The sequence below is a fragment of the Bradyrhizobium nanningense genome, from assembly GCF_004114535.1.
Lineage (GTDB): Bacteria > Pseudomonadota > Alphaproteobacteria > Rhizobiales > Xanthobacteraceae > Bradyrhizobium > Bradyrhizobium nanningense.
This window is the reverse complement of sequence record NZ_LBJC01000007.1, coordinates 320001-341608: the sequence shown is the minus strand read 5'-3', so window position 1 is coordinate 341608 and position 21608 is coordinate 320001. Positions and strand designations below refer to the sequence as shown.

Sequence of the window (21608 nt, the reverse complement as noted above, 5' to 3'; positions counted from 1 at the left end):
CATGTCGGCCGAAGCCGTAACCCAACTCGTCTCCGTGACGCGGACCTCCGAACAGGTCGCGGAGCAACCTTTCTATATTCCGATGACCGGGCCGTCGGCGCGGCCGCGGCGTTCGCTCAAGCACGACGACATGTTCATCGTGCTCGACAGCCATGGCGACATCGGCGCATCGGCCGGCGGGCCGGACGGTCTGTTTCACTACGACACGCGCTATCTGGCGCGGCTGGAGCTCGTGCTCGACGACCTCCAGCCGCTGCTACTCGGCTCCAACCTGCGCGACGACAATTCGGCGTTGGCCGTCGATCTGACCAATCCGGACATCTATCGTCAGGGCCGTCTGGTGTTTCAGAAGGATCTGCTGCACATCGTGCGCACGATCTTCCTGTGGCGCGGCACGGCCTATCAGCGCATCGGCGTGCAGAACCACGGCGACGGGCGGGCCAGCTTCGAGCTGACGCTGCTGTTCGACAACGACTTTGCCGATCTGTTCGAGGTACGCGGCGAGCGCCGCCCGCGCCGCGGGACCGGAACGAGCAGATTGCTCGGGCCGACCGACGTGCTGTACGAATATCGCGGTCTCGATGACACCGAGCGCACCACGGGGCTGCATTTCGACCCGCGTCCGACGCGGTTGTCGGTGAATGCCGCAACCTGGCAGCTCGAACTGGACCCTCACGAATCGACATCACTGTTCGTAGCCGTATCCTGCAACAGGCCGATCGCGGAGAAGCCCGCGCGCTTCTTCAGGGGCTTGCTTGCCCACCGCCGCGAGATGCGCCATTCCACGGTGGGCGCCGCCAGCATCGAGACCTCCAACAACATCTTCAACGAGGTGCTGTGCCAGGCCATGGCGGACCTCAACATGCTGATGACGGAGACGCCGCAGGGGCGTTATCCCTATGCCGGCATTCCCTGGTACTCCACGACGTTCGGCCGCGACGGCCTGATCACCGCGCTCCAGATGCTGTGGGTCGATCCGCGCGTCGCCAAGGGCGTCTTGCGCCGGCTCGCTCATTTCCAGGCCAAGGCGGTCGATCCGCTTGCCGATGCCGCGCCCGGCAAGATCCTGCATGAGATGCGCGGCGGAGAGATGGCGGCGCTGCGTGAGGTGCCGTTCGCGCAATATTACGGCAGCGTCGATTCGACCGCGCTGTTCGTCCTGCTCGCCGGGAGCTATTTCGAACGGACCGGCGACCAGAAGACCTTGATCGAGCTATGGCCGGCGATCGAGGCGGGGCTGGCCTGGATCGACGGTCCCGGCGATCCCGACCAGGACGGCTTCATCGAATACCAGCGCGCGACCGAGAAGGGGCTGGCCAACCAGGGCTGGAAGGATTCGTACGACGCGATCTTCCACGCCGACGGCCAGCTCGCGGAAGGCAATATCGCGCTCGCCGAAGTCCAGGGCTACGTCTACGCCGCCAAGCAGCTAGCCGCGCGTTGCGCCTTGCGGCTCGGCAAGCCGGACCGTGCGCGCAAGCTCGAGGCCGACGCCAGGGCGCTGGCCGAACACTTCGAGAAGGCGTTCTGGTGCGAGGAGCTCGGCACTTATGCGCTCGCCCTCGACGGCAAGAAGCGGCCGTGCAAGGTGCGGACCTCGAATGCCGGTCAGGTGCTGTTCAGCGGCATGATCCGCGAGGACCGCGCCCGCCTCGTCGCCGCCGATCTGATGCGGCCGCATTTCTTCTCGGGTTGGGGCATCCGCACCGTCGCGCAGGGCGAAGTGCGCTACAATCCGATGTCCTACCATGACGGGTCGATCTGGCCGCACGATAACGCGCTGATCGCGCTCGGGCTCGCGCGCTACGGCCTCAAGCACTCGGTGGCGCATGTCTTCAAGGGGCTGTTCGACGCGGCGACCTATATGGACCTGCGCCGGCTGCCCGAATTGTTCTGCGGCTTCCGGCGCGAGAAGCGGCGAGGCCCGACGCTTTATCCGGTGGCCTGCGCGCCGCAGGCCTGGGCCAGCGCGACGCCGTTCACGCTGCTGGAAGCGGCGCTCGGCATCGAGTTCGACGTGGCGCGCGGCGAGATTCGCCTGCGCAACCCGCATCTGCCGGCGTTCCTCAACGAGGTGATCTTGCGCGATCTGCGCCTGGGCGAGTCCAGCGTCGATCTTCGCGTCAGCCGCCACGGCGACGACGTGGCGCTGGAGGTGATGCGCACGCGCGGCCAGATTCAGGTCACGATCGTGCTGGCGCGCTAGCAGCGCGCAAGGAGGCGTTATGCGTACGATCGGAGCATTGATCCTTGGCACAGCCGTCGTTGCAAGCCTGGCGGTCGCCACCTCGCACGCCGCGGACGAGCCGCCCACAGGCCCGAGTGAGGCCAATGCGCCGGCGACCCAGCCGCCGGCCTCGACCGTGCCCGTGACGCCGAAGGACGCCGCCCCGCCGCCGTCGGTGACCATCATCGGCGCGAGCGAGGCCCATGGCGTGCTCGGCCGCGACGTGCGCAGTGCGGCCGGCGAGGACATGGGCCGCATTGTCGACGTCATCGTCGATCGCACCGGTCACGTGCGCGCCGCGGCCATCGATTTCGGCGGGTTTCTCGGCGTCGGCAGCCGCAAGATCGTGGTGGACTGGAACGCGCTGCGCTTCGGCAAGATCGCCAACAAGAAGGACAGCATCACGCTGGAATTGACCAAGGCGCAGGTCGCGGCCGCGCCGGAATACAAGGAAGACACGCCGATCGTCGTGCTCGGCGCGTCCGGCAGCCTTCAACCGCTGCAAGCGATCCAGTGAGGTGCGGGGAGGGCTGACCGCCTGTGCTGTTGTCGAGGAAGCCGAACCATGCAGATCGCGACGGCCGCGTTGAACAGGACAACGTCGCCGCGCCGTCGGTCACTGGCATCCCGGCGCCGTCGCGCCAGAGCCTGCGTGGCCTCGACTGGTTCATCTTCTTCCTCGCCGACGTGCAGACCGGATTCGGTCCGTTCATCGCGGTCTATCTGACCACCCAGAAATGGACCCAGGTCGAGATCGGCCTCGTGCTGTCGATCGGCGGTATCGTCGGGTTGATCGGGCAGATGCCGGGCGGGGCGATCATCGATGCCGCGAAATCGGAGCGACTGGTTGCCGCCCTCGCGATCGCGACCATCGGCACTTGCGCGCTGGCCTATGCCGCGATGCCGATCTTCCCCGTCGTGGTGGCCGCGGCGACCTTGCACGCGGCGGCGAGCTGCGTGCTGGGGCCGGCGATCGCGGCGATCAGCCTTGGCCTGGTCGGCCCGCTCGCGATCGGCGAGCGGCTCGGCCGCAACGCGCGCTTTGCCTCGCTCGGCAACGGTGTGGCGGCGGCGGTGATGGGCACCGCGGGCTATCTGCTGTCGAGCCGGTCGGTGTTCCTGGTCACCTTCCTGCTCGCAATCCCGACCCTGATTGCGCTCTCGCGTATCCGCGAGAACGAGGTCGACATCAGGCGCTGTCACGGCGAGATGCCGCCTGAGGCCGCCGACCGTGGCGACACCAACATCTGGCACCTGATCCGGCAGCGTCCGCTCATCATCTTTGCCCTGAGCGTTCTGCTGCTGCAACTGGCGAACGCCTCGATGATGCCGCTGATGGCAAGCGCTGTGACGGCGCGGTCGGCCCAATGGGCGACGGTGCTCGTCGCCTTTTGCATCGTCGTCCCGCAAGCGATCGTGGCGCTGCTGTCGCCGACGGTCGGCCGCAAGGCGCAAGCGTGGGGCCGGCGGCCTTTGCTTCTGATCGGATTCGGCGCGCTGGCGATTCGCGGCCTGTTGTTTGCGACCGTGCGCGATCCGTATCTGCTGGTCGCCGTGCAGGTGTTCGACGGCATCACCGCGGCCGTGTTCGCGGTGATGATTCCGCTGATCGTGGCTGACGTCGCCTTCGGCAGCGGGCACTTCAATCTGGCGCAAGGAATCGTCGGCACCGCAACGGGCATCGGCGCGTCGCTGAGCACTGTGCTCGGCGGCTATGTCAGCGACAAGTTCGGCAACGCAACCGCCTTCATCGGACTGTCCGGCGTTGCCGCGACCGGGCTCTTGCTGATTCTTCTCGTGATGCCGGAGACGCGGCGCACGGCATGATCGCGCCCGAAAGAAAAAGAAAATGGCCGGCCGAAACGAATTCGACCGGCCAAGTTGGTAGGGAGGAGGAAGATCAGGCGAAGATCAGGCGTCGAGATGCTGCAGGCGCTGACGGTTGCGCAGCACGATCTGGCGGGCGCCGGAGAAGCCCAGGATGCCCTGGCTGTGAAGCTGCGACAGCGCGCGCGATACGGTTTCGAGGGTGAGGCCGAGATAGTCGCCGATGTCGCGGCGGCACATCGGCAGCGCCATCATGCCGGCAACGGCGAGGCGGCGGTCCATTTCGAGCAGGAAGGTCGCAACGCGCTCCATCGCGGTCTTGCGGCCCAGCAGCAGCATGTGGTCCTCGGCATGGCGCAGCTCGGAGGCGGTCATCGCCCAGAGCTTGCGGGCGACATGGACGTCGGTGCCTGCGGCCTTCTCGAGGCTCGCGCGCTTCACGAGGCGCACGGTGGTATCGATGATGGCTTCGGCGGCAAGGCGGTGAGCGGGACCGGATTCGAGGCCGAACACGTCGCCGGGAAGATGGAAGGCGCCGATCTGGCGGCGGCCATCGGACAGGAGCTTGTAGCTGCTCACTGCGCCTGACACGACCTGGTAGACATATTCGGCCGGCTCTTCCTCGCCATAAATCTCCTCGTCCTTGCGATAAGAGAATTCCGTGGCGACCAGACCCACGTGGCCGGTGATGGCGCCGAACTGGTCGGTGACGGAATGGGCGGGAGCAACCTTGCCGATAATCTGGGTGTTGATCGCCGGGGTGTTGATCGTCTGGGTGAGCATCTGCGCCATCTCCGTTGTGATGGCGCTTTGGTACGCGGTATCGGGGGCTTCGAAAATTTCGATCGATATCTTAAGGAGGGTGCCTTACGTAGAATCCCGTAGGTCAGGCGCGAGGGCGGTCCTGAATGGCATGGCGGATGCTCTTGACCAGATTTTCGTCGAGAAGCGGCTTCAAAACCACGTCTTTGATGCCCGCCGACGCAGCCCGGGCCGAGATATTCTCGTCGGGGTAGCCGGTGATCAGGATCACAGGCGCGTCGCGGTCGGACTTGCGCAGGCGGCCGGCCAGCTCGATGCCATTGATGTCCGGCATCTTGTAGTCGATGACGTAACAGTCCGGCCCAGCCGCGCCGCCGATGTTGAGCAGCGCCGTGCCGCTCCTGAAGGTCCGCACGGCAAAGCCGTCGGTCTCCAGCAGAAACCGCAGGGATCCCAGGACGGCGGCGTCATCGTCGACCACAAAGACGGTGAGTTGTGCGGGGGACAACGGCCGCGCACGATGTGAGCTGACCTCAATCATGTTGTCTGGTTAGCATTGCGCCGGGAAGCCGCCTTGACCTGCCTCAATCGTTGAGCATGCCGGCCCGCATCGCCAGCCGGACCAGTTCGGAGAGGCTGTTGGCCTGCATCTTGGTCATGACATTGGCCCGGTAGACCTCGATGGTGCGCGGGCTGATGTCGTATTCGCGGGCGATCAGCTTGTTGGAGAGGCCCGCAATCAGCCCTTCCATGACCTGGCGCTCCCTGGGGCTCAAGGACGCGACGCGGGCGGCGATGTCGTGCGCGACGGCTTCGTTCTTGGCGGCGGGCTCGGCCTGCCGGATCGCCGACTCGATCATGGCGGTGAGACGGTCGTCATCGAACGGTTTTTCCAGGAAGTCGACCGCCCCGAGCTTCATCGCCTCGACCGCGAGCGGCACATCGCCATGACCGGTCATGATCAGGATCGGGAACGGGCTTTGCTGCGCCTTCATCCGCTTGAGCAGCTCGATCCCGTCGAGGCCGGGCATGCGCACGTCGGAGACAACGCAGCCGAAGCCGAGGCCGGGCAGGGCATCGAGAAAGGCGAGTGCGTCATCGAACAGCGTGACGCCGAAGCCAGCGGAATCCAGCAGGAAATTCAGCGAATCGCGCATCGCTGCGTCGTCGTCGATGACGTAGACATGTCCCTTGGTCGTCATGAATTCAGCTTTCGTCGGTTGCCGGCAAGGTGAAGCGGAATGTCGCTCCACCCGCTACGTTGCTTTCGGCCCACATGCGGCCGCCGTGAGCCTCGATGATCGAGCGGCTGATGGAGAGTCCCACGCCCATGCCGGTGTCTTTGGTGGTGAAGAAGGTCTGGAACAGATTTGGAATGACGTCGTCCCGGAAGCCGGAGCCGGTATCGGAGACCTCCACCTCGATCATGTCGTCGGCGACGCGGGTGTTGGCAACGACGAGCTCGCGGCGCGGTGACTGCGCCATCGCCTCCAGCGCATTGCGGAACAGGTTGACCAGCACCTGCTGGATCTGCACCCGGTCGGCGAGGACGAGATCGGCGTCGGGATCGAGGCTGAAACGCAGCTGCACGTTCTGCTCGCGCGCGCCGGCGAGCCCGAGCGCCCCGGCCTCCTCAATCAGCTTGGACAGGCTTTCGACCCGCTTCTCCGACTCGCCGCGGGACACGAAGTCGCGCAGGCGCCGGATGATCTGGCCGGCGCGCAGGGCCTGCTCAGCCGCGCGATCCAGCGCGTTTTCGACCTTCGGCGTGTTGGGATCGGTGCTGCCGGCGAGAAGGCGCCGCGACCCCTTCATGTAATTGCTGATTGCCGCCAGCGGCTGGTTGAGCTCGTGGGCAAGCGCGGAGGCCATTTCGCCCATCGCGGTCAGCCGCGAGACATGGACCAGCTCGGATTGCAATTCCTGGAGCCGGGCCTGGGTCTGCTGGTGCTCGGTGAGGTCGCGGACGAAGCCGGTGAAATAGGGCTCGCCCGCGCGTTGCGTCTGCCCGACCGACAGGTGCATCGGGAAAGTCGTGCCGTCGCGGCGTTTGCCCGTCACAATCCGGCCGATGCCGATGATGTGCGGATCATTCGTCCTGAGATAGCGCACGAGATAGCTGTCGTGACGCGACTGATCGGGCTCCGGCATCAGGATGCTGACGTTCCGGCCGATGGCTTCCTGCCTGCTGTAGCCGAACAGCCGCTCCGCAGCGCTACTGAAGAGCTGCATGATGCCGCGTGAATCGATGACGATCATGGCGTCGGGCACTGTCTCGAGAATCGAGCGGAGATGATTCTCCTGGGAGCGCAGGGCGTCCTCGAGATGCTTCTCCTCGTTGATGTCGAGGAATATTCCGCTGAGATGACGCGGCGTGCCTGAATCGTCCCGGATCACGCCGGCCCTGGCCCGGATCCATTGACCGGCCCCGGAGGCGCCGCCGACCTTGAAGGACAGGTCAAGTCCCCCGCCAACCTCCAAGGTGTGCCCGATCGCCTTCAGGAGGTGGTCCCGATCGCCCCGCTCCAGCAAGGAAAGAAAGAAATCATAGCTGACGGCCCGATCACGCTCGAGGCCAAATAGCCGCTTGGCCATGTCCGACCATTCGAGCTCGTGCGTCTCTAGATCAAGGTCCCAGGTGCCCACCCCGAAGCCCTCGATGCGGACCCGGAAATGCTCGCCCCGGCCGTCGTCTGCCGGATGGGTTACGCGGGTCGGCGCCAATCTCTGCTCCTCACTCAGCAACGGTAGGCCGGATGCCGTTACCGCTACCGCAATTTCGCCCAAGGCGCGCTCCGAGGCAAGCGCAGACGTTGAATTCACTGGCGGATTCCTCAGGCAACGGCGAGGAGCCATGAGTGCCCATTTTGATCTATCTCATCCTGCTGCACGGCAGCAGGCTTAGGATTCAACAAAACTTGGTGACGTGGAGAATTCCGATGACATACGCGACGGTGATGGTCAGCCTGGCGCTCGATCAGTCCAATGAGGCGCGTCTTCAGGTCGCCGGTGAGCTCGCTGAACGATTCGAGGCGGCCATTGTCGGGGTCGCCGCGGCGCAGTTCGCGCCGCCGCTCTATTTCGCCGACGGCGCCGAGGCGCAAGCGCTGATCGACGAGGGTGAAGCTTCGGTCAAGCGGCGGCTGGCTGGCCTCGAGGCGCAATTCCGTGCGGCGACCAAGAATCGCGGCGGACATGCGGAGTGGCGCAGCGGCATGGATTTTCCGGCACGATTCGTCCTGGCGCAGGCGCGTTGCGCCGACATCGTCGTCAGCGGCGGACAGAGCCCGGCCTTCTCTGACGCGTTTGCGCTCGCAAGTCCCAAGGATCTGGTGATGCAGGCCGGCCGCCCGCTTCTCGTCGTCCCCGACCAGGCCAACTGGCTCGACCTGCGTAGCGTGCTGGTGGCATGGAAGGACACGCCGGAGGCGCGGCGGGCGGTGGCCGATGCGTTGCCGATGCTGCGCAAGGCGAAGGACGTCACCATCGGCACAATTCCGGAGCGCGACGAGGACCGTTCGGGCGTGACGGCCGGCGTCACCGACGTTGCCGCCTGGCTCGCCCGCCATGGCGTCACCGCGACGGCGCGCATCTTCGAAGGAGCCCGGAACGAAACTGCGGCGGGGCAACTGGAGAAGGTGGCAACCGACCTTGATGCCGGCCTGATCGTTGCGGGCGCTTATGGTCATTCGAGGTTTCGTGAACTGATCCTGGGAGGCGTCACCCAGTATCTGATCACGCAGACCGCACGCAGCGTGCTGCTGTCGCACTGACGGCCGGCCGGCCGGAATCGAATCGAGGAGGACGCGCCGTGTACAGATTTCTTGAACAGACCGTCGACGGCTACATGACGCGCAACGTCAAGTCGGTGCAGCGCGACCGTGACTTGTTCGAGCTCAGTGAGATGTTCGAGACCGACGATTTCAACTCCTATCCGGTCGAGGACGACGGGCAGGTGGTCGGCATCGTCACCAAATTCGACATCCTGAAGTGCTTCGCCTTCACGCCGAGCCAGATGCTGCCCCGCTATCAAGACCTGATGAGCCGGAAGGTCGGCGACGTCATGACTCCCGAGTTCATCTATGTGAGCCCCGACACGCGGCTGACGCGCGTGCTCCAGATCATGGTCGAACACCGGATCCGAAGCATCATCGTGCTCGATAGCGCGCAGAAGCTGGTCGGAATCATCGCCCGCCAGGACGTCATCGCGGCGCTCAAGGCGACGGCGCGCGACTGACGGGATACGCCCGATCGGGATTCCTTCTCGGCTCCGGGATTCTACGGAGGCTGGACCCGTTCGCGCGCGAGGCCGGACCCGCTTCCTCTCATTCGCCGCACAACGCAGTGAGTTCCCACGGGCTGCTCTCACGAGGGAGAGGGCGCTTCGACCGGCTGCGACGCGCGTATCTGCAGGGGAACCACCACGATCTTCGGTGGCTCCGAAGAACTTAAGTGCTGTTCTTGATTTCAATCAATTCCCGGTGAGAGTGGATGTGGTTTCTGGCGCTGTGTTCTTTCAGAGAGAATCCGCATGAGCCAGCCCTCCATTTCCAAATCCATGACCATCGGTGAAAGCGGCTTGGCTGTCGTGTTCGCAGTCACCGCCTTCCTCTGCGTGATCGCTTCGGCCAAGGCGCTCGATGCGCCCTTCGCCTTCCATGCCGCGCTCAGCGCGGCGGCGAGCCTGGCCGCGGTGTTTGTCATCATCAACCGCTACCTCGATCGCCCGGCGGCGCTGCCACCGCAGGAGATCAACGGCCGCCCTAACTACAATATGGGTCCGATCAAGTTCTCCTCCTTCATGGCGATGTTCTGGGGCATTGCCGGCTTCCTGGTCGGCCTCATCATCGCCTCGCAGCTGGCCTGGCCCGCGCTGAACTTCGATCTGCCCTGGACCAGCTTCGGCCGCCTGCGGCCGCTGCACACCTCCGCCGTGATCTTCGCCTTCGGCGGCAACGTGCTGATCGCGACGTCCTTCTACGTGGTGCAGAAGTCCTGCCGTGCGCGCCTCGCCGGCGATCTCGCGCCGTGGTTCGTCGTGGTGGGCTACAATTTCTTCATCCTGATCGCCGGCACCGGCTATCTGCTCGGCGTCACCCAGTCAAAGGAATATGCCGAGCCGGAATGGTATGCCGATTTGTGGCTGACCATCGTCTGGGTCGCTTATCTGCTCGTCTTCCTTGCCACCGTCATCAAGCGCAAGGAGCCGCACATCTTCGTCGCGAACTGGTTCTACCTCGCCTTCATCGTGACGATCGCGGTCCTGCATCTCGGCAACAACCCGGCGCTTCCCGTCTCGGTGTTCGGCTCGAAGTCGTACATCGCCTGGGGCGGCATCCAGGACGCCATGTTCCAGTGGTGGTACGGCCACAACGCGGTCGGCTTCTTCCTGACCGCCGGCTTCCTCGCCATCATGTACTACTTCATCCCCAAGCGCGCCGAGCGGCCGATCTATTCCTACCGGCTGTCGATCATCCATTTCTGGGCGCTGATCTTCCTCTACATCTGGGCGGGTCCCCACCATCTGCACTACACGGCGCTGCCTGACTGGACGCAGACGCTCGGCATGACCTTCTCGATCATGCTGTGGATGCCTTCCTGGGGCGGCATGATCAACGGCCTGATGACGCTGTCGGGGGCCTGGGACAAGCTGCGCACCGATCCCGTGCTGCGCATGCTCGTGGTCTCCGTCGCCTTCTACGGCATGTCGACCTTCGAAGGCCCGATGATGTCGATCAAGGTGGTCAACTCGCTCAGCCACTATACCGACTGGACCATCGGCCACGTGCATTCCGGCGCGCTCGGCTGGGTCGGCTTCGTCTCCTTCGGCGCGCTGTACTGCCTGGTGCCGTGGGCGTGGAATCGCAAGGGCCTCTACAGCCTGAAGCTCGTCAACTGGCACTTCTGGGTCGCGACCCTCGGCATCGTCCTCTACATCTCGGCGATGTGGGTGTCCGGCATCCTGCAGGGCCTGATGTGGCGTGCCTACACCTCGCTCGGCTTCCTCGAATACTCCTTCATCGAGACCGTCGAGGCGATGCATCCCTTCTACATCATCCGCGCCGCCGGCGGTGGGCTGTTCCTGATCGGCGCGCTGATCATGGCCTACAATCTCTGGATGACCGTCCGCGTCGGCGAACAGGAAGTCCAGATGCCCGTCGCTCTTCAGCCGGCGGAATGAGGAGCTAAAGCAATGTCGTTCTGGACACGCCATCAAGTCTTCGAAAAGAACTCGATCATCCTGGTCGTCGGCATCCTCCTCGTGGTTGCGATCGGCGGTCTCGTCGAGATCACCCCGTTGTTCTACCTCAAGAGCACGATCGAGAAGGTCGACGGGGTCAGGCCCTACACGCCGCTGGAGCTCGCCGGGCGCAACGTCTACGTCCGCGAGGGCTGCTATCTCTGCCATTCGCAGATGATCCGGCCGCTGCGCGACGAGGTCGAACGCTACGGCCACTTCTCGCTCGCTGCCGAGAGCATGTTCGACCACCCGTTCCAGTGGGGCTCCAAGCGCACCGGTCCTGACCTTGCCCGCGTCGGCGCCAAATATTCCGACGACTGGCACGTCACCCATCTGACCAACCCGCGTGCGATCGTGCCGCAGTCGGTGATGCCGGGCTATCCGTTCCTCGGCAAGAACGAGGTCGATCCCGACGCGATCGCCGACCACATGCGCACGCTGAGGACCGTCGGTGTGCCCTACACGGACGACCAGATCGCCAATGCGGGCGCCGACATGAAGGCCCAGGCCGATCCGGACAGTGCCGGCGGCGACGCCTTCACTAAGCGCTACGCCAAGGCGGCGGTGCGTAATTTCGACGGCAAGCCCGGCACGCCGACCGAGATGGACGCGCTGATCGCGTACCTGCAGATGCTCGGTACGCTGGTCGACTTCAAGATCTACAACGAGAAAGCCAATCTTCGCTGAGAAGGCATCAACGATGAAAGCCATCCTGACACTCGACAATCTCGCGTCCGGTCTCGTGACCACGATCTGGACGCCGGTGTTCGTCGCGATCTTTCTCGCGATCATCGCCTACGCATTTTGGCCCCGTAACAAGGCTGCGTTCGACGAAGCAGCACACCTGCCGTTGCGGGAGGAGTAGAGAACCATGACCGATCATCATAGCGACATCGATTCCGTCTCCGGCAAGTCCACGACCGGGCATGAGTGGGACGGCATCAAGGAGCTCAACACACCGCTGCCGCGCTGGTGGGTGATCACCTTTTACCTGACCATCGTCTGGGCGATCGCGTATTGGGTCGTCTATCCGGCCTGGCCGCTGATCCAAAGCAATACCACGGGCATGTTCGGCTATTCCTCGCGGGCCGACGTGGCGGTCGAGCTCGCCAATCTCGAGAAGATCCGCGGTGGCAAGATGACGGCTCTGGGCGCGGCCTCGCTCGCCGACATCGAGAAGGACCCGGCCTTGCTGGCGCTCGCCCGCGCCAAGGGCAAGACCGTGTTCGGCGACAATTGCGCGCCCTGCCACGGCTCCGGTGCCGCCGGCGCCAAGGGCTATCCGAACCTGAACGACGACGACTGGCTGTGGGGCGGCACGCTCGACCAGATCATGCAGACCATCCAGTTCGGCGCGCGTTCCGGCCATGCCAAGACGCATGAAGGCCAGATGCTCGCCTTCGGCAAGGATGGCGTGCTGAAGCCGGAGGAGATCGTCACGGTCGCCAATTACGTGCGGTCGCTGTCGGGCCTGTCGACCCGCAACGGATTTGACGCCGCCAAGGGCGAAAAGATCTTTGCGGAGAATTGTGTCGCCTGCCACGGCGACGGCGGCAAGGGCAACCCGGAGATGGGCGCACCGAACCTGACCGACAAGATCTGGCTCTACGGCTCCGACGAGGCGACCCTGATCGAGACCATCAGCCAGGGCCGCGCCGGCGTGATGCCGGCCTGGGAAGGGCGGCTAGATCCCGCCACCATCAAGGCGATGGCGGTCTACGTCCACTCGCTCGGCGGTGGAAAATAGCAGATCCGCGGCTCAAACGGTTCAGGCGGGGGTGAACAAAAGTGCCCCCGTTTGAGCTGGATCAACTGACGCGGCGGTGTCGGGTCTAGGTTTAATCGCACCTCTTTTGAGAAGTTCCAAAGCGATGAACAAGACCGTCAATCCGAACGAGCTCAAGCCTGTGGACGACAACGGGCCGCTCTACGCGGCCCGCAAGAAGGTCTACCCCCAGAGCGTCTCCGGCACGTTCCGCCGCATCAAATGGGGCCTGATGGCGATCTGCCTCGGCGTCTACTATTTCCTGCCGTTCGTGCGCTGGAACCGCGGCCTCGGCGCCCCCAGCCAGGCGGTGCTGATCGACCTTCCCAACAGCCGCTTCTACTTCTTCTTCATCGAGCTGTGGCCGCAGGAGGTCTACTACTTTACCGGCCTGCTGATCGTGGCCGCGGTGGCGCTGTTCCTGATGAACTCGGTCGGCGGGCGCATCTGGTGCGGCTACCTCTGTCCGCAGACGGTGTGGACCGACTTGTTCTACGCGGTCGAACGTCTGATCGAGGGTGACCGGCGCGAGCGGATGAAGAAGGCCAAATCGTCCGATCCCCTGAAGCTCGAGCGCGTCTCCGAGATCGTGCTCAAGCATTCGATCTGGCTCATGATCGCCTGGTGGACCGGCGGCGCCTGGGTGCTCTACTTCAACGACGCGCCGACCCTGGTGAAGGAGCTCGTCACCTTCCAGGGGCCGATGATCGCCTATATCTGGATCGGCATCCTCACGGCATCGACCTATCTGCTCGCCGGCTACATGCGCGAGCAGGTCTGCACCTATATGTGCCCGTGGCCGCGCATCCAGGCCGCGCTCACCGACGAATGGGCCCTCAATGTCACTTATCGCTACGACCGCGGCGAGAAGCGCACCTCGGTGAAGAAGGCCGCCGAGCTGCGCGCGCTCGGCCAGCAGGTCGGCGATTGCGTCGATTGCTACCAATGCGTCGCGGTCTGTCCGACCGGCATCGACATCCGCAACGGACCGCAGATGGAATGCATCCAGTGCGGCCTCTGCATCGATGCCTGCGACAACGTGATGGCCAAGATCGGCCGGCCGAAGCGGCTGATCGGCTACGACAACGACATCAACATCCATCGCCGCCAGGAAGGCAAGGCGCCGATCTACCGGATCGTCCGGGCCCGCACCATCGTCTACAGCGCGATCATCGCAGCGGTCGGCGGCTTCATGGTCTATACGCTCGCGACCCGCAGCCTGCTCGACGTCAACGTGCTGCATGACCGCAATCCGGTCGCGGTCAAGCTCAGCGACGGCTCGATCCGCAACGCCTACACGGTGCGGCTGCTGAACAAGAGCGGCTACGACCGCGCCATCGCCATCGACGTGGAGGGGCCGGTCAATCCCACGATGCATGTCGTCGGCGCCGATTCGGTGACGCCGGACCGGCCGATCATCGTGATCCCGCGCGACTCCACCAGCGAGCTGCGGCTGCTCGTCACCGCGCCGGCTGAAAACAATCCGGAGAAGTCGATTCCGGTCCGCGTCCACGTGATGGATATCGGACTAGGCGTCGCCGCGAGCGCCACCGACAATTTCGTCGCGCCGTAAGTCCAGGAGACCATCATGTCATCCAAGCCGCTGACCGGAACCAAGGTTTTCCTGATGCTGGTCGCCTTCTTCGGCGTCGTGATCGGCGTCAACGTCACCATGATGAAGCTCGCGATCGCGACGCTGCCCGGCACTGACGTCGACAGCCCCTATGCTGCCGGCCTGACCTACGACCGCGAGATCTCGGCGGCGCAGGACCAGGCCGCGCGCAAATGGAAGGTCAACGCCCATATCGAGCGCCGCAACGACGGCGGCGCAATGGTCCAGGTCGAAGCGCGCGATGCCGGCGGCCAGCCGATCTCGGGGCTGAAATTCGGCGGCCGCCTGGAGCGGCCGACCGACAAGCGGGCCGATCTCGCGGTCGAGCTCACCGAAGCCGGCATCGGCCTCTATCGCGGCGATGCCGCGTCCGTCGCGCCGGGCCAGTGGGACCTGGTGATCGAGGGCGAGGCGCGGGGGACGCGCGTGTTCATGTCGCGCAACCGCGTGATCCTGAATTGAAGGATTTTGCCATGCAGGTCACGCGCGATTTCTCCCATTATGTTCGCGATGCGGGCGAGGGCGTTCAGCATATCGACCTCGCGGTCGAAGGCGTTCACTGCGCCGGCTGCATGGCGAAGATCGAACGCGGCCTGTCCGCCATCCCCGACGTCACGCTGGCGCGCGTCAACCTCACCGACCGCCGCGTCGCGCTGGAATGGAAGGCGGGCACGCTCGACCCTGGCCGTTTCATCGACCGGCTCGAGGAGCTCGGCTACAAGGCCTATCCGTTCGAGACCGAGAGCGCGGAGGTGGCGGAGGTCGCCGAATCGCGCTTCCTGCTGCGCTGCCTCGGCGTCGCCGCCTTCGCCACCATGAACGTGATGATGCTGTCGATCCCGGTGTGGTCGGGTAACGTCTCGGACATGCTGCCCGAGCAGCGCGACTTCTTCCACTGGCTCTCGGCGCTAATCGCGCTGCCGGCGGCGGCTTATGCCGGCCAGCCGTTCTTCCGCTCGGCCTGGCGCGCGCTGTCGGCAAAGACGACCAATATGGACGTTCCGATCTCGATCGGCGTGATCCTCGCGCTCGGCATGTCCGTGGTCGAGACCATCCACCACGCCGAGCACGCCTATTTCGACGCGGCGATCATGCTGCTGACTTTCCTTTTGGTCGGCCGCTTCCTCGACCAGAACATGCGGCGGCGGACCCGTGCGGTCGCCGGCAATCTCGCCGCGCTGAAGGCGGAGACGGCCGCCAAGTTCGTCGGACCCGATGAAATCTCGCAGGTGCCGGTGGCCGCGATCCATCCCGGCGACATCGTGCTGCTCAGGCCCGGCGAGCGCTGCGCGGTCGACGGCACCGTGATCGAGGGACGTTCGGAGATCGACCAGAGCCTGATCACCGGCGAGACGCTCTATGTCACGGCCGAGCAGGGCACGCCGGTCTATGCGGGATCGATGAACATCTCCGGCACGCTGCGGGTGCGGGTCTCGGCCGCGTCCGAGGCGACGCTGCTCGCCGAGATCACGCGGCTGCTCGACAATGCGCTGCAGGCGCGCTCGCGCTACATGCGCCTCGCCGACCGCGCCTCGCGGCTCTATGCGCCGGTGGTGCATGCGACGGCGCTCATCACCATCCTCGGCTGGGTCATTGCCGGCGCGTCCTGGCATGATGCGATCGTGACCGGCGTCGCCGTGCTGATCATCACCTGTCCCTGCGCGCTGGGGCTTGCGATTCCGACCGTGCAGACCATCGCCTCCGGCGCGATGTTCAAGTCCGGCGTGCTGCTGAATTCCGGCGACGCGATCGAGCGGCTTGCGGAGGCCGACCACGTCATCTTCGACAAGACCGGCACGCTGACGCTGCCCGATCTCGAAGTGATGAATGCCGCCGACATCCCCGCCGACATCTTCGAGCTCGCCGGCCGGCTTGCGCTGTCGAGCCATCATCCGGTCGCCGCCGCCGTCGCGCAGGCCGCGGGCGCCAAATCGCCTGTTGTCGGTGCGGTCGAGGAGGCCGGGCAGGGCGTTCGCGCAATTGTGGACGGTGTCGAGCTTCGCCTTGGTCGTCCCTCTTTCTGCGGCGCGGAAGCACTGGTCGGCAGCGCCATGGTCGATCCCGAAGCCTCCATCGTCGCTTTCAGCAAGGGCAGCGAGAGATTCGTGCTCTCGGTCCGCCAGGGCTTGCGTCCGGACGCACAGGCTGTGATCGCAGCGCTGAAGGCGCGCAACGTCGGCATCGAGATTCTCTCCGGCGACCGCGAGCCGGCGGTGAAGGCGGCGGCCCATGCGCTCGAAATTCCGGAATGGCGCGCCGGCGTCACGCCGGCCGACAAGATCGCGCGGATCGAGGAATTGAAGCAGCGCGGCGCCAAGGTGCTGATGGTCGGCGACGGCATGAACGACGCGCCCTCGCTCGCGGCGGCCCATGTCTCGATGTCGCCGATCTCGGCCGCGCATCTGAGCCAGGCGACCGCCGATCTCGTCTTCCTCGGCCGGCCGTTGGCGCCGGTGGTTGCCGCGATCGATGCCTCGCGCAAGGCGCTGCATCTGATGCGGCAGAACCTCTGGCTCGCGATCGGCTACAATGTCCTCGCCGTGCCGGTTGCGATCAGCGGCGTCGTGACGCCCCTGATCGCGGCGGCGGCCATGAGCGGATCCTCGATCCTGGTGATGCTGAATTCGCTGCGCGCGCGCAGCGCTTCGCGGGAGACCGTGTGATGGAGATCCTGGTCATCCTGGTCCCGCTGGCGCTGATGCTCGGCGGTGCCGGCCTCGTCGCCTTCCTGTGGTCGCTTAGGAGCGGCCAGTACGACGATCTCGACGGTGCCGCCTGGCGCGCCATCGCCGACGACGAGCCGCCGCAGGAAGCCCCGGCCAAGCGCTAGCGCCTCAGGGCGAAGGCGAGCAGGGCCGCGGCGGCGAGCGCCATGCCGACCCCGGCGACACACGCATGCCATCCGAAAGCGTCGAACAGACGCCCGAGCACGGCCGTACCGACCAGCCCGCCGCCAAAATAGCACGCAAGATATGTCCCGCTGGCGATGCCGCGGTTCTCGGTAGCCACCTGTCCGACGAAGCCCGTGGCGGCGGCCTGCGCAAAGAATGTGCCGACGCCGACCAGAACCATGCCCGCAAGGACTTCGCTCAGATGCGACATCAGCATCAAGGGCAGGCCCAGCCCGGCGATGGCGAGCGCGCTCCATATCGTCGGACGCGTTCCGAGCTTTGATACCACCCTGCCGGCCAGAAGCGTCGTGACGACCGATGGCAGGAAGACGAAGTAGACGAGGCCCAAATCCATCATGCCCAGTGCCAGCGGCGGCCGCACCAGCACGTAATTGACGAAGGTGAAGGTGCCGATGAAGGCGAACAGGATGCAGAAGCCGATGCCGAACGCCGCTCGCAATCGCGGATCGCGCCAATGCGCGATGGTGGCAGCCAGCGGCGAAGCCGTCGGCGTCATCGCATGCATCGGCTGCACGCGCCGAATCGTGAAATAGACCAGCACCGCGCCGGCCAGATTGAGCGCTGCGAACAGGTAGAAATTCCAGGCGAGGCCGAGCCCGTCGGCGACCGCCGCCGAGATCAGCCGGCCGACGAGATTGCTCGCGACATTTCCAGTGATGTAAGCGGCAAAGGCGCCGCCGGCGTCCATCGCGCTGCATTGCTCACCGAGATAGGCGAGGGTGAGCGCGAAGGCAGACGCCATGCAAAGGCCCTGTGCGACCCGCAAAATGGTGAAGACGGCAAGGTTCGGCGCCGAGGCCAGCAGGCTGGTCGGGATCGCCAGCAGCGCCAGGCTGAGTAGGATGCCGGTCCGCCGGTTGATATGCGGGCTAAAGAAGCCGACGACGAGGCTGGCCGTGGCCATGCCAAAGGTGCTGGCGTTGACGGCAAAGCCCATCGCTGCGGGCGTGACGCCGTAATGCCGCGTCAGCGAGGGCAGGATCGCCTGCGTTGCGAAGAGGTCGACGACGGTCAGGAATGCGGTGAGGCCGATCACGAGCGAGCGCAGAGCCAGGCCCGGCGAGTGCGCTTCCATGGTCATCGCGGCCGGTTTGATCGACGCGGAAAGATCGGTCATGGCGGTTGTCCTGTAGGAATGTGGCGCCCGGGGTGGGGAGTCCCGGGCGCCACCTCTCGTAACGAGTGCCCTGGGGCTGGGGGCACCCGTTACATGTGGTGGTCGTTGGGATCCTTGCGGACGTCGCCGACATAGAGAATGACGGTCTCCTTGCCGAGGTTCTTCCACCAATGCGAGGTGCCGTGGACTTCGGGACGGATGTCACCGGCCTTGTGCACGATCGGATCGACGCAGTTAGAGGCGTATTCGACGATCTCGCCCTGCTGCACGAAGATCAATGCGGGACGGTCGTCATGGCTGTGCCAGGGTACGATGCCGCCGGGCTCGATGGTCAGCTTACGGAAGCGCAGCTCGCGGCCCTCGATATGGGCCGGCTGCTTGCCGAGGTCGATCGTACCGAGCGTGACGTCGGTCACGCCGACGGGCTTGTAGTCGACCATCTGCTGGGCGTTCGGCTTGATCTTGCCGGCCGGACATTCGCCGGCAACGACCGGCTGCGCTGAGAGCGTAAGCGCGCCGGCGATGGCAAGGCCCGGCCAGATCAGACGCGACAAGGCATGGCTCCTGGACATGGGAAGGTCTCCTGTGTTGGCCGCAACCCCGCTGGTCGCCGGCTATGAGGGCAGCTTCATCGAGATCGGGTCCATCCTGAAATGCCGGCTTGCTCTCGATGCGATAGCGCCGGGCTATGTTGATGCGCGGCGGCTATCGATCCGATTGGGCAACGGCATTTCCACTTTCGCAGCATTCGGCGTCCGATGACGGGGCGCCCGATTGGCGGGCGTTCACGTCAATCCGGAGGAGCATGTCATGACGAGAGTGTCCAAGACCCTGATTTTCACCGCCGCGTTTGCGGTCATCGCCACCTCGGCGTTCTCGGAGGCCACCTGGGACTTCAAGGCCGGTATGGCCTATGTCTATGGCGGGCCCGGCAAGATGTCGGCGATGGCCATGGCGCCGGCCGAGAAGAACCACGAGGCGATGATGAAGAACGCCAAGAAGGTGCCAGACAACACCGTCTTCTTCATGAGTAACGGATCGCTGTACTCCACCTCGGGGCGGCTCGATCCGACCGGCAATTTTTATGTGAACTGAACCGGTCCTGGCATCGCGGTCGCCCCTTGCGGGCGGCCGAACCGGGAAACTAATATTCGCCTCAGAATGCCGGAGCAGAAGATGACATCTCTCTCGCCAGCCGATGCCGAACAGCTCAGGCTTGCCTTCCAGCGCTGCCGCGACATGGACGCCACGCTGAACGAGCAGCTCCGCGCCTATGCCGATGCCAGCCGCGCGGTCTTTCCGGCCTATGGCGAGGCCGTCGATCGCCTGGTCGCGAGATTGGGCGGAAACGGCGGCGGCGAGACCGCGCCGCGCCCGGGCGATGCGATGCCGCCGTTCATGCTGCCGGACGAGGGCGGGCGTCTCGTCACGCTGCCAGCGCTGCTGGAGCGCGGTCCGCTCGCCGTGATGTTCTTCCGCGGCCATTGGTGTCCCTATTGCCGGCTCAACGTCCGCGCCGTGGTCCAGGCGCTCGATCGCATCGAGGGCATGGGGGCGCAGGTCGTCGCAATCGTGCCGGAGACGCAGGAATACACTGGGCAGCTCAAGGCTGAATCCGGCGCACCGTTTCCGATCCTGACCGATCTCGACAACGGCTATGCGCTCTCGCTCAATCTCGCGATCTGGCTCGGCACCGAGATCCAGCACCTGTTGTCGTATCAGGACATGGCGAAATTCCACGGCAATGACGGCTGGATGTTGCCCATTCCGGCCGTGTTCGTGGTCGGCCGCGACGGGATCGTCAAAGCCCGCTTCGTCGATCCCGATTTCCGCAAGCGCATGGAGATCGATGATCTGCTCGCGGCGCTGGAGAGCGCGAGCCGGGAGAACTAGGTCTGGAATTTTGATGGCGCGGAGCGCTCTTGCCCTCGCATATAGGCCGTGCACTTTCTTGGCACGTTCGTCCCCACATCGTCATGGCCGGGCTTGTCCCGGCCATCCACGCCTCGCCGCGCAGCACGAAGAACGTGGATGCCCGGGACAAGCCCGGGCATGACGACCTCTGGCAAAGGTCTAAGTGCGATTGACTAGTCCCGCCGTTGCTAGCCCGCGATCTCACGCCAGTCGGCACCTCGCAGCATGCGCATGACGGCGTTAGCGACGGCCGTGCGCTGCCGGCCGGCCACGCCGTAAAGATTGACGGTGCGACGGGCGTCCAGTCCGGTGACGGCGGCGCGTGTCAGTCGCTCCGGCACGGGTGAGGTGTGCGGCACCATGGCGACGCCGATATCGGCCTCGACGAGCTCGATCAGATCGCGCTCACTCGAAACCTCGTGACCATGTTCGATGTCAATGCCGTGCTCGCGCAGGCTCGCAGAGATGCGGCGCGAATGCTCGCAGAAAGTCCGGCTCAGCAATTGCTCCGAGCGCAGATCCTCCAGTTCGATGCTGCTGCGGCCGGCCAGCCGATGTCCGTCGCCAACGACAAGCTCGAAGCTCTCGGTGAACAGCGGCCAGGTATCGAGCCGGTCCCAGGCCTCGTCGATCTCGGCGGCGATGCCGAGCTCGGCCTCGCCCTTCTTCAGGAATTCACCGACCTCGCGGCTCGTTCCGCGCAGGAAGCGCAGCTCGAGCCGGTTGAACTGCCGCCTGATCTCGTTGAGATGGGGAATCAGCAGCGCGAGGTCGATCGAATGCGTCAAGGCAATGCGCAGTGCGCCGACTTCACCGCTCCTGAACGAGGAGGCGAGCGAGCGCGCGCCGGCGGCGGCGTCATAGCATTGCTTCAACAGCGGATGCATGCGCTGGCCGAGCTCGGTCAATTGCGCTGCCGGCCGCTCGCGGCGAAACAGGTCGCCGCCGAGCTCGGCCTCGAGCTGCTTGATCGCGCGCGTCAGCGAAGGCTGCGTGACGTTGCATTCCTCAGCAGCACGCGTGAAGTTCAGCAGCTGCGCCACCGCGAGGAAATAGCGGACCTGGTGCATTTCCATGGATCGGCTCCCAGCAAGATCGGCCGCAAATCTAGCCGATCGGAGCGGGAAATGACATCCCGCCTGCGATAGCGCGGACGTATGGAATCGGAAGCTAGCCGGTATTTCCGTTTGGGCCGGCGCTCCTCCAGGGTTCTGCGAAGGCTGGAAACCCA

General features: G+C 65.0%; 23 protein-coding genes. 16 read left to right on the top strand and 7 right to left on the bottom strand.

Features of this window, described 5'->3' with window-relative positions; all coding sequences use genetic code 11:
- The first annotated feature begins 1 nt into the window (after position 1).
- The 3 genes from XH84_RS05505 to XH84_RS05495 are packed head-to-tail and all read left to right on the top strand — an operon-like array spanning position 2 to position 4054.
- Positions 2–2206, top strand: coding sequence for an amylo-alpha-1,6-glucosidase (locus XH84_RS05505; protein WP_128916866.1), 2205 nt, complete (start codon positions 2–4; stop codon positions 2204–2206).
- Positions 2207–2225: 19 nt separating this feature from the next.
- A complete protein-coding gene (locus tag XH84_RS05500) occupies positions 2226–2744 on the top strand; it encodes a PRC-barrel domain-containing protein (RefSeq protein ID WP_164935909.1) in 519 nt (172 codons plus the stop codon).
- A gap of 23 nt (positions 2745–2767) precedes the next feature.
- Entirely contained in the window at positions 2768–4054 is a 1287-nt protein-coding gene (locus tag XH84_RS05495; RefSeq protein ID WP_128916867.1) for an MFS transporter, read from the top strand.
- Between the two features lie 84 nt (positions 4055–4138).
- On the opposite strand, the gene XH84_RS05490 is transcribed toward XH84_RS05495, so the two are convergent.
- The 4 genes from XH84_RS05490 to fixL all read right to left on the bottom strand — a co-directional run bounded on the left by XH84_RS05490 (position 4139) and on the right by fixL (position 7540).
- On the bottom strand, positions 4139–4837 hold the full coding sequence (locus XH84_RS05490; protein WP_164935910.1) for a helix-turn-helix domain-containing protein: 699 nt from the start codon (positions 4835–4837) through the stop codon (positions 4139–4141).
- A 103-nt stretch (positions 4838–4940) separates the two neighbouring features.
- Positions 4941–5357, bottom strand: a complete 417-nt coding sequence (locus XH84_RS05485) for a response regulator (RefSeq protein WP_128916869.1) — start codon at positions 5355–5357, stop codon at positions 4941–4943.
- Between the two features lie 43 nt (positions 5358–5400).
- A complete protein-coding gene (gene fixJ / locus XH84_RS05480) occupies positions 5401–6018 on the bottom strand; it encodes a response regulator FixJ (RefSeq protein ID WP_128916870.1) in 618 nt (205 codons plus the stop codon).
- A gap of 4 nt (positions 6019–6022) precedes the next feature.
- Positions 6023–7540: a sensor protein FixL gene (fixL, locus tag XH84_RS05475; protein ID WP_128916871.1), complete on the bottom strand. Its 1518-nt coding sequence runs from the start codon at positions 7538–7540 to the stop codon at positions 6023–6025.
- 215 nt (positions 7541–7755) lie between these two features.
- Between fixL and XH84_RS05470 the strand changes: the two genes are divergently transcribed.
- The 10 genes from XH84_RS05470 (at position 7756) to ccoS (ending at position 17264) form a co-directional block, all read left to right on the top strand.
- The gene (locus tag XH84_RS05470) at positions 7756–8589 is read left to right on the top strand and encodes a universal stress protein (RefSeq protein WP_128916872.1); all 834 of its coding nucleotides are present in this window, start codon (positions 7756–7758) and stop codon (positions 8587–8589) included.
- Positions 8590–8627: 38 nt separating this feature from the next.
- Positions 8628–9053: a CBS domain-containing protein gene (locus XH84_RS05465; protein WP_128916873.1), complete on the top strand. Its 426-nt coding sequence runs from the start codon at positions 8628–8630 to the stop codon at positions 9051–9053.
- A 294-nt stretch (positions 9054–9347) separates the two neighbouring features.
- Entirely contained in the window at positions 9348–10997 is a 1650-nt protein-coding gene (ccoN, locus tag XH84_RS05460; RefSeq protein WP_128916874.1) for a cytochrome-c oxidase, cbb3-type subunit I, read from the top strand.
- A gap of 12 nt (positions 10998–11009) precedes the next feature.
- On the top strand, positions 11010–11744 hold the full coding sequence (gene ccoO / locus XH84_RS05455; protein ID WP_128916875.1) for a cytochrome-c oxidase, cbb3-type subunit II: 735 nt from the start codon (positions 11010–11012) through the stop codon (positions 11742–11744).
- A gap of 13 nt (positions 11745–11757) precedes the next feature.
- Positions 11758–11922: a CcoQ/FixQ family Cbb3-type cytochrome c oxidase assembly chaperone gene (locus tag XH84_RS05450; RefSeq protein WP_015687703.1), complete on the top strand. Its 165-nt coding sequence runs from the start codon at positions 11758–11760 to the stop codon at positions 11920–11922.
- A gap of 6 nt (positions 11923–11928) precedes the next feature.
- Positions 11929–12804, top strand: a complete 876-nt coding sequence (ccoP, locus tag XH84_RS05445) for a cytochrome-c oxidase, cbb3-type subunit III (protein ID WP_128916876.1) — start codon at positions 11929–11931, stop codon at positions 12802–12804.
- Positions 12805–12928: 124 nt separating this feature from the next.
- Entirely contained in the window at positions 12929–14395 is a 1467-nt protein-coding gene (gene ccoG / locus XH84_RS05440; protein ID WP_128916877.1) for a cytochrome c oxidase accessory protein CcoG, read from the top strand.
- A 15-nt stretch (positions 14396–14410) separates the two neighbouring features.
- Positions 14411–14896 (top strand): FixH family protein, encoded by a 486-nt coding sequence (locus tag XH84_RS05435; protein ID WP_128916878.1) that lies wholly within the window; start codon positions 14411–14413, stop codon positions 14894–14896.
- Between the two features lie 11 nt (positions 14897–14907).
- Complete coding sequence (locus XH84_RS05430; RefSeq protein WP_128916879.1) at positions 14908–17097, top strand: cation-translocating P-type ATPase; 2190 nt, start codon at positions 14908–14910, stop codon at positions 17095–17097.
- Positions 17097–17264, top strand: a complete 168-nt coding sequence (gene ccoS, locus XH84_RS05425) for a cbb3-type cytochrome oxidase assembly protein CcoS (protein ID WP_008550618.1) — start codon at positions 17097–17099, stop codon at positions 17262–17264. The genes XH84_RS05430 and ccoS overlap by 1 nt, the downstream gene beginning before the upstream one ends.
- Here the strand turns inward: ccoS and XH84_RS05420 are convergent.
- Positions 17261–18463, bottom strand: a complete 1203-nt coding sequence (locus tag XH84_RS05420) for an MFS transporter (protein WP_128916880.1) — start codon at positions 18461–18463, stop codon at positions 17261–17263. The genes ccoS and XH84_RS05420 overlap by 4 nt on opposite strands.
- A gap of 89 nt (positions 18464–18552) precedes the next feature.
- Positions 18553–19035 carry a cupin domain-containing protein gene (locus XH84_RS05415; protein WP_128916881.1) on the bottom strand — a complete coding sequence of 161 codons (483 nt, stop codon included), beginning with the start codon at positions 19033–19035 and terminating at the stop codon, positions 18553–18555.
- Positions 19036–19048: 13 nt separating this feature from the next.
- Between XH84_RS05415 and XH84_RS39530 the strand changes: the two genes are divergently transcribed.
- The 3 genes from XH84_RS39530 to XH84_RS05405 all read left to right on the top strand — a co-directional run bounded on the left by XH84_RS39530 (position 19049) and on the right by XH84_RS05405 (position 20356).
- On the top strand, positions 19049–19225 hold the full coding sequence (locus XH84_RS39530) for a hypothetical protein (RefSeq protein ID WP_164935911.1): 177 nt from the start codon (positions 19049–19051) through the stop codon (positions 19223–19225).
- A gap of 48 nt (positions 19226–19273) precedes the next feature.
- Positions 19274–19558, top strand: coding sequence for a hypothetical protein (locus XH84_RS05410; protein ID WP_128916882.1), 285 nt, complete (start codon positions 19274–19276; stop codon positions 19556–19558).
- 81 nt (positions 19559–19639) lie between these two features.
- Complete coding sequence (locus XH84_RS05405) at positions 19640–20356, top strand: peroxiredoxin-like family protein (RefSeq protein WP_128916883.1); 717 nt, start codon at positions 19640–19642, stop codon at positions 20354–20356.
- Positions 20357–20565: 209 nt separating this feature from the next.
- On the opposite strand, the gene XH84_RS05400 is transcribed toward XH84_RS05405, so the two are convergent.
- Complete coding sequence (locus XH84_RS05400; protein ID WP_164935912.1) at positions 20566–21453, bottom strand: LysR family transcriptional regulator; 888 nt, start codon at positions 21451–21453, stop codon at positions 20566–20568.
- Positions 21454–21608 lie beyond the last annotated feature (155 nt).

What these genes read in the sequence shown, in the direction of transcription:
- ccoG (WP_128916877.1), top strand. Translation starts at nt 12,929, where the DNA reads ATGAACAAGACCGTCAATCCGAACGAGCTCAAGCCTGTGGACGACAAC.
- XH84_RS05450 (WP_015687703.1), top strand. Translation starts at nt 11,758, where the DNA reads ATGAAAGCCATCCTGACACTCGACAATCTCGCGTCCGGTCTCGTGACC.
- XH84_RS05400 (WP_164935912.1), bottom strand. Translation starts at nt 21,453, where the DNA reads ATGGAAATGCACCAGGTCCGCTATTTCCTCGCGGTGGCGCAGCTGCTG.
- XH84_RS05500 (WP_164935909.1), top strand. Translation starts at nt 2,226, where the DNA reads ATGCGTACGATCGGAGCATTGATCCTTGGCACAGCCGTCGTTGCAAGC.
- XH84_RS05405 (WP_128916883.1), top strand. Translation starts at nt 19,640, where the DNA reads ATGACATCTCTCTCGCCAGCCGATGCCGAACAGCTCAGGCTTGCCTTC.
- fixJ (WP_128916870.1), bottom strand. Translation starts at nt 6,018, where the DNA reads ATGACGACCAAGGGACATGTCTACGTCATCGACGACGACGCAGCGATG.
- XH84_RS05505 (WP_128916866.1), top strand. Translation starts at nt 2, where the DNA reads ATGTCGGCCGAAGCCGTAACCCAACTCGTCTCCGTGACGCGGACCTCC.
- ccoO (WP_128916875.1), top strand. Translation starts at nt 11,010, where the DNA reads ATGTCGTTCTGGACACGCCATCAAGTCTTCGAAAAGAACTCGATCATC.
- ccoS (WP_008550618.1), top strand. Translation starts at nt 17,097, where the DNA reads ATGGAGATCCTGGTCATCCTGGTCCCGCTGGCGCTGATGCTCGGCGGT.
- XH84_RS05485 (WP_128916869.1), bottom strand. Translation starts at nt 5,357, where the DNA reads ATGATTGAGGTCAGCTCACATCGTGCGCGGCCGTTGTCCCCCGCACAA.
- XH84_RS05410 (WP_128916882.1), top strand. Translation starts at nt 19,274, where the DNA reads ATGACGAGAGTGTCCAAGACCCTGATTTTCACCGCCGCGTTTGCGGTC.
- XH84_RS05470 (WP_128916872.1), top strand. Translation starts at nt 7,756, where the DNA reads ATGACATACGCGACGGTGATGGTCAGCCTGGCGCTCGATCAGTCCAAT.
- ccoN (WP_128916874.1), top strand. Translation starts at nt 9,348, where the DNA reads ATGAGCCAGCCCTCCATTTCCAAATCCATGACCATCGGTGAAAGCGGC.
- XH84_RS05435 (WP_128916878.1), top strand. Translation starts at nt 14,411, where the DNA reads ATGTCATCCAAGCCGCTGACCGGAACCAAGGTTTTCCTGATGCTGGTC.
- XH84_RS05490 (WP_164935910.1), bottom strand. Translation starts at nt 4,837, where the DNA reads ATGCTCACCCAGACGATCAACACCCCGGCGATCAACACCCAGATTATC.
- ccoP (WP_128916876.1), top strand. Translation starts at nt 11,929, where the DNA reads ATGACCGATCATCATAGCGACATCGATTCCGTCTCCGGCAAGTCCACG.
- XH84_RS05430 (WP_128916879.1), top strand. Translation starts at nt 14,908, where the DNA reads ATGCAGGTCACGCGCGATTTCTCCCATTATGTTCGCGATGCGGGCGAG.
- XH84_RS05415 (WP_128916881.1), bottom strand. Translation starts at nt 19,035, where the DNA reads ATGTCCAGGAGCCATGCCTTGTCGCGTCTGATCTGGCCGGGCCTTGCC.
- XH84_RS05420 (WP_128916880.1), bottom strand. Translation starts at nt 18,463, where the DNA reads ATGACCGATCTTTCCGCGTCGATCAAACCGGCCGCGATGACCATGGAA.